This window comes from Streptomyces sp. NPDC005070 (assembly GCF_053600395.1).
Genome location: NZ_JBSFZS010000235.1, coordinates 1 through 6,163 on the forward strand (window position 1 = coordinate 1; position 6,163 = coordinate 6,163).

Annotated in this window: 5 protein-coding genes and 1 pseudogene; 2 read left to right on the top strand and 4 right to left on the bottom strand. The window is 71.5% G+C overall.

Annotated features, from left to right (window positions below):
• Positions 1-192 precede the first annotated feature (192 nt).
• The gene (locus ACWEBX_RS36440; protein WP_451889032.1) at positions 193-876 is read left to right on the top strand and encodes a DUF2238 domain-containing protein; all 684 of its coding nucleotides are present in this window, start codon (positions 193-195) and stop codon (positions 874-876) included.
• A gap of 87 nt (positions 877-963) precedes the next feature.
• Here ACWEBX_RS36440 and ACWEBX_RS36445 read toward each other — a convergent pair whose 3' ends face one another.
• Positions 964-1,947 (bottom strand): aldo/keto reductase, encoded by a 984-nt coding sequence (locus tag ACWEBX_RS36445; protein ID WP_451889033.1) that lies wholly within the window; start codon positions 1,945-1,947, stop codon positions 964-966.
• Positions 1,948-2,021: 74 nt separating this feature from the next.
• Positions 2,022-2,975, bottom strand: coding sequence for a DUF389 domain-containing protein (locus ACWEBX_RS36450; RefSeq protein WP_451889034.1), 954 nt, complete (start codon positions 2,973-2,975; stop codon positions 2,022-2,024).
• Positions 2,976-3,168: 193 nt separating this feature from the next.
• Here ACWEBX_RS36450 and ACWEBX_RS36455 point away from each other — a divergent pair, with 193 nt between their 5' ends.
• Complete coding sequence (locus ACWEBX_RS36455) at positions 3,169-4,992, top strand: glycoside hydrolase family 15 protein (RefSeq protein WP_451889036.1); 1,824 nt, start codon at positions 3,169-3,171, stop codon at positions 4,990-4,992.
• An 18-nt stretch (positions 4,993-5,010) separates the two neighbouring features.
• Here ACWEBX_RS36455 and ACWEBX_RS36460 read toward each other — a convergent pair whose 3' ends face one another.
• A complete protein-coding gene (locus ACWEBX_RS36460; RefSeq protein WP_451889035.1) occupies positions 5,011-5,445 on the bottom strand; it encodes a DUF7144 family membrane protein in 435 nt (144 codons plus the stop codon).
• 119 nt (positions 5,446-5,564) lie between these two features.
• Positions 5,565-6,163 (bottom strand): annotated as a pseudogene (locus ACWEBX_RS36465) (cation:proton antiporter); the annotation flags it as partial.

Sequence of the window (6,163 nt, forward strand, 5' to 3'; positions counted from 1 at the left end):
GGGGGCGGGTTGTCCTGTCACTCCTCCACAATAACGAACATGTTCGTTGCGAACAAGTACGTCACGAACATGTTCGTCGATGCATGGCGCCGGCCCGGGTGGCGATGACACGCAGAACGGGTGAGTACCCGTACTCATGCCGGAGCCCCGGTGCTCCTCCACGATGGGGCCACCTGGACGAAGGAGCCCGCCATGCCCGGATCAGCCCTCGCACCGACCGGCCCGCATCCCGCCTTCCCCGAGCGCGCCGCGCGCCACGCCCTCCCCGCCGCGCTCCTCGCGGTGGTGGTGACGGGCATGGCGCTGTCTGCATGGCATGCGCACGACGGGATGACCTGGCTGCTGGAGACCGTGTGGGTGCTCGTGGGGCTGCCGCTGGTGGTGCTCGGCCGGCGACGGTTCCCGCTGACGAACCTGCTGTACTGCCTGCTCGCCGCACATGCGCTGGTGCTCGCGGTGGGCGGGCACTACACGTACGCGCAGGTGCCGTTGGGCGACTGGGTGCGCGACACGTTCGGGCTCGACCGCAATCCGTACGACCGGTTCGGGCATCTCATGCAGGGCTTCGTGCCGGCCGTCCTGGTGCGGGAGCTGCTCAGCAGGACGTCACCGCTGCGCGGCAGCCGGTGGCTGGCACCGCTGACGGTGTGCGCGTGCCTCGCCTTCAGCGCCCTCTTCGAGATGTTCGAGTGGGCGGCCGCGGTGATCGGCGGCCACGGCGCGGACGCCTTCCTGGCGACGCAGGGGGACGTGTGGGACACCCGGTGGGACATGTTCTGCGCCCTGATCGGCGCGACCGTCTCGGTGCTGGTGCTCAGCCGCGCGCACGACCGGCAACTCGACGCGCTCGCGACCGGCCGGACGCCCAAGGGCTGAGCGTCGCCCGCGGCACAGAGCTGACGCGGGCCCCGGCGGCACGGGGTCCAGGACGCCTGGTGCGTGCCGCCGGAGCCCGCTCCGCCGTCACCAGCGGTTCTCCACCTGGTCCTTGATCCGCCGGTCGTAGAGCTCGCCGATGGCGTCCAGCGTGGTCCGGGACAGCTCCGGCAGCTTCGCGGCCCGCGCGTTGGCGTGGGCCTGTTCGGGTGAGCGGGCTCCCGGGATGACCGTGGTCACGCCGGGCTGCGCGACGATCCACCGCAGGGCGAGCTGGGCCGGCGTGTACCCCTCGGGGGCGAGGGCGGAGAACTCGGCCGCCGCCTCCACTCCCGTCGCGAAGTCGACCCCGGAGAAGGTCTCGCCCTGGTCGAAGGCCTCGCCGTGACGGTTGTACGTCCGGTGGTCGTCGGCGGCGAAGACCGTGTCCTTGGTGTACTTGCCGGAGAGCAGCCCGGAGGCGAGCGGGACCCGCGCGATGATGCCGACACCCGCCGCCCTGGCCGCCGGCAGGACCTCGCGCAGGGGCTTCATGCGGAAGGGGTTGAGGATGATCTGGACGCTCGCCACGTTCGGGCGGCCGATGGCGGCCAGCGCCTCCTCGCACGTCTCGACGCTCACGCCGTACGCCGCGATCCGCTCCTCCTCGACCAGCGTGTCGAGGGCGTCGTACACCGCGTCCGAGGAGTACACGGGCGTCGGCGGGCAGTGGAGCTGCACCAGGTCGAGCCGGTCGACGCCGAGGTTGCGGCGGGAACGGTCGTTCCAGGCACGGAAGTTGTCGAGGACGTAGTTCTCCGGGATCTGGTCGACGCGGCGGCCCATCTTGGTGGCGACCATGACGTGCAGGTCCGGCCGGCCGCGCAGGAACGTGGCGATGGTCTCCTCGCTCCGCCCGTCACCGTACACATCGGCGGTGTCGAAGAAGGTCACCCCCGTCTCCGCCGCCGTCTCCAGCACGGCCAAGCCGTCCTTCTCACTCACCTCGCCCCAGTCGGCCCCCAGTTGCCAGGTGCCGAGACCGATGACGGAAGCATGCTGGCCAGACCTGTCGAATGCGCGCTCGTCCATGGCGTCAGTCTGTCACTTCCCCCGGCGGGACCGGACGTGACCGCTCCGCGCGTCCGCGCGGGCCGGTGCGGCCCTCACCCGCCGGCCGGCCGCGTCTCGCGCCGGCCGACCCTGCGCCAGACGGCGCGCTGCCCGCGGAGCGTGAGCGCGCCCACCACGATCAACACGGCGACATTGATGAGAAGTTGGATGATCGCTCCGCGCGCCTCGGCCCAGCTGCCGAAGGCGGCGGAGACGCTGAGAGCGGCCGCGGCGGGGATGGTGGTGACGGAGATGAAGACACCCAGCAGGGCGCTCGTCCTGGCCTCGGACAGGGAGACGACACCCACGATCCCGGCCAGCGTGGCGACCGCCACCGAGAAGAAGTCGGGCGTGGAGATGAGGTGGGAGACGGGGCGTACGCCGAGCTCGAACGCCCGTGACTGCAGGTCGAAGCCGCGGATGAGCAGGCCGAAGAGGAACGTGAAGGCGATGGCCAGCGCGAACCCGAGCGTCAGGGCGGTCAGCCCCTCGCGGACGCGCCGCCCCGAGCGCCGGTCGATGCCCAGCGCGACGCTGACGATGGCGCCGTACTCGGGCCCGACGACCATCGCCGCGACGATGAGGATCTGCGAGTTGGTGACGATGCCCACCGCGCCGATGAGCCCGGCGACCACCATGTAGAGGTAGAAGCTCGGCGCGTACGTGCCCTGGGCGCGGATGCGGGCCTCCACCTCCTCCCAGACCGGCGCCCGGGACAGCGGTCCGGGCCGGCCGGCACCGGCCGTCAGGGCGTGTCCGGTGATCGCCATGTCGACGGGTTCGACGACGATGGAGCCCACCTCGTCCAGACGCAGCGCCCGCAGACCGCGCAGCACGTCGTTCGCCCCTCCGGTCAGCACGTCGCAGGAGAGGGCGTCGCCGTCCGGTTTCCGCGCGATGCCCGGCTGCACCACGAGGTTGACGACACGGGGGTCCGCCGCGAGCAGGGAAGCCACGGCGTCGGTCAGCCGGGCGGGACTCACCATGCGCACGTGGATCAGGTCCATGCGGGTACCTCCCGGGACACCGGCGCGCGCCTCCTCGGTGGGGAACGGTCCCCTCCAGTAACTCCGGCGGCCCGGCGTTCGGCAATCCGGCCGCGCGGGCGCGTCACCGTCCGCGCCGCGGCTCCCCCACGGGCGGACAAGCGCGCACGACCGGCATGCCGGATAGTGAAGATGCCCGGATCCTCGAGATTGGATCACCATGGACCGCTACCCGCCCATCGCCGACCACGGTCTGGTGGGGGACCTCCAGTGCTCCGCTCTGGTCTCGGCCAAGGGCGTCGTGGACTGGTTCGCCGCCCCGCGCTTCGACTCCCCCAGCGTCTTCGCCGCCCTGCTCGACCACGACCGCGGCGGCTTCTTCCGGCTGGCGCCCTCCCGCCCGGAAGGCACCTGGAAGCAGCTCTACTACCCGGACACGGCGATCCTGGTGACCCGGTTCATGTCACCCGACGGAGTGGGCGAGGTCCTCGACTGGATGCCCCCCGACCGGTCCGGGACCGCCTCCGCCCGGCACCGTCTCGTGCGCACCGCGCGGACGGTGCGGGGAACGATGGAGTACGCCCTGGAGTGCCGCCCGCGCTTCGACTACGGGCGGGCCGGTCACGAACTCTCCGTCGGTCCCGACGGCGCCGCGTTCCGCGCCCCGGGGATGAGCGCGTTCCTGCAGACCACCTTCCCTCTGGAGCGGGACGGCCAGGACGTCCGCAGCACGGTCACCCTGAAGGCCGGCGAGACGGCGGTGGCCGTGTTCACCGTGGACGGTCCGGACGCCGCCGCACCGCCGCCGCCCACCGTGCCGGGGACCGAGGAGAACATGGCGGAGACCGTCGCGTTCTGGCAGAACTGGGTGCGCAACTCCCGGTACCGGGGCCGCTGGCCCGACATGGTGCACCGCTCCGCCATCACCCTCAAGCTCCTGACCTACGCGCCCACCGGCGCCCCGGTCGCCGCGGCCACCATGGGACTGCCGGAACAGATCGGCGGCGAACGCAACTGGGACTACCGCTACACCTGGGTACGGGACGGATCCCTGTCGCTGCGCGCCCTGCTCGACCTCGGGTTCGCCGAGGAGGCGATGGCGTTCACCCACTGGCTGCGCGAACGGCTGCTGGAGGGCCTGGAGCAGGAGGGCGAGGCGCTCCAGATCATGTACCGGGTGGACGGCACGCCGCTGCTGGGCGAGGAGGTGCTGGACCACTTCGAGGGCTACCGCCGCTCCTTCCCCGTACGGGTCGGCAACGCCGCCGCCGACCAGCTCCAGCTCGACATCTACGGCGAGGCCTTCTACGGCCTCTCGGAGGGCCTCGAGATCGGCGTCCAGGCCGACTACGCGGGCTGGAAGGCCGTCTGCCGCACCCTGGACTGGCTCGCCGACAACTGGGACCGCCCCGACGAGGGCATCTGGGAGACCCGCGGCGGGCGCAAGGACTTCACGTACAGCCGGGTGATGTGCTGGGCCGCGTTCAACAGCGGTCTGCGGCTGGCCCGCGACTGGAGCCGGCCGGCCGACACCGCGCTGTGGACCCGGGCGCGGGACACCGTCCTGGAGCAGGTGATGGACCGCGGCTGGAGCGACGAGGAGAAGGCGTTCGTCCAGCACTACGACGGTGGTGTCCTGGACGCCTCGCTCCTGCTCGTCCCGCGGATCGGCTTCCTCGGCGCGAAGGACCCCACATGGCTGTCCACGCTCGACGCGATGGGCCGGACGCTGGTCTCCGACAGCCTCGTCTACCGCTACGACCCCGCCGCCTCCCCGGACGGCCTGCGCGGCTCGGAAGGCACCTTCAGCCTGTGCACCTATCTGTACGTCGACGCGCTGGCCCGCTCCGGCAGGCTGGCCGAGGCCCGCTACACCTTCGAGAAGATGCACACCTACGCGAACCACGTCGGTCTCTTCGCCGAGGAGGTGGGCCCGAGCGGCGAGCAACTGGGCAACTTCCCGCAGGCGTTCACCCATCTGTCGCTGATCATGGCCGCCACGACGCTCGACCAGGCACTGGACCGGCTGCGCGACTGAACGCGGGGCCGGGACCGGCTACACCCGCGCGCCGTGCACATGCTTCGGCTCCGCCAGCAGGCCGTAGATGACCAGCAGGGAGACGAGCATCGTGAACAGCGACCACCACGGGTAGACCGGCAGGAAGATCATCTGCGCGACCAGGCTGAACACGGCCAGGCAGATACCCGCCAGCCGCGCTCCCCTGGATCCCACGAGCACACCGAGACTCAGCACGGCCATGACGATGCCGACGGCGACGAAGATCCAGCCCCAGGCCGTGTAGTTGAGGATCAGCAACCGGTTGCCCTCGGAGTACACCTTCGAGTAGTAGCCGTGGTTGAAGACCGCCACAAAGCCGGTGAGGAGGTTGAACAGAGCACTGACCATCAGCAGGATCCCGGCGAAGGCCACCCAGTGCGAGCGTTCCATCGACGGTACGAGGTCGTCGGGCTCGGAAGCTTGTCGCTGCATGGAAACCATGAGATCCAGGCCGGGGGCGGACCGCAATCCGCACTGGCCCGTTGGTGTCGTTCGGGGGCGCGGCCCGGCCCCGCGCTCGGGTCACCGGGTGCCCGCCGGCGCCGGACGCCTCAGTCCGCCCGTACCCGTCCCGGTGTCCTGACCGGAGCGAGCAGGATCGCGGTGTCCCGGGCGCCCGGCTGCGGGGTCCGGGTGTCGGTGACGGGATCCAGCCGCCCGTCGGGGCGTACGAGGAACAGCAGCGCGTGTCCGTCCGGGATGCCGTCGGCGGCGGAGCCGGAGACGATCCGGGCGCCGTCCTCGTAGCGCCGGGCCAGTTCAGGTCTGCTCAGCCCGGTCCCGAACAGGGTGTCACCGCTCGTGTAGGGCGCCACTACGCCATGACTCAGACCGGGCGGTCCCAGCCGGTGGACGAACCCGTCGACCGTGCCGCGCAGGGTCTCCGAGGCCAGCGCGTTGAAGTCGTCCTCCTCGGTGAGCAGCAGGACGCCGGTGATGCCTTCGAGTTCGGCTCCCTCGCCGGTGGCCGCGGCGAGCAGCTCCCCCGGTGCCAGGCGCAGTCCGGCGCCCCGGATCAGGTCGCGCTGTTCCTCCCGTCCGGCCCACATCAGCACGTCCAGGCCGGCGGAGCGCAGCGCGCTGCCCAGGTCGATGGCCCAGGGGTCGCCGCCCACGAGCAGCGGGCGGGCCCGGGCCGGACGGAGCGCGC

What these genes read in the sequence shown, in the direction of transcription:
- ACWEBX_RS36440 (WP_451889032.1), top strand. Translation starts at nt 193, where the DNA reads ATGCCCGGATCAGCCCTCGCACCGACCGGCCCGCATCCCGCCTTCCCC.
- ACWEBX_RS36445 (WP_451889033.1), bottom strand. Translation starts at nt 1,947, where the DNA reads ATGGACGAGCGCGCATTCGACAGGTCTGGCCAGCATGCTTCCGTCATC.
- ACWEBX_RS36450 (WP_451889034.1), bottom strand. Translation starts at nt 2,975, where the DNA reads ATGGACCTGATCCACGTGCGCATGGTGAGTCCCGCCCGGCTGACCGAC.
- ACWEBX_RS36460 (WP_451889035.1), bottom strand. Translation starts at nt 5,445, where the DNA reads ATGCAGCGACAAGCTTCCGAGCCCGACGACCTCGTACCGTCGATGGAA.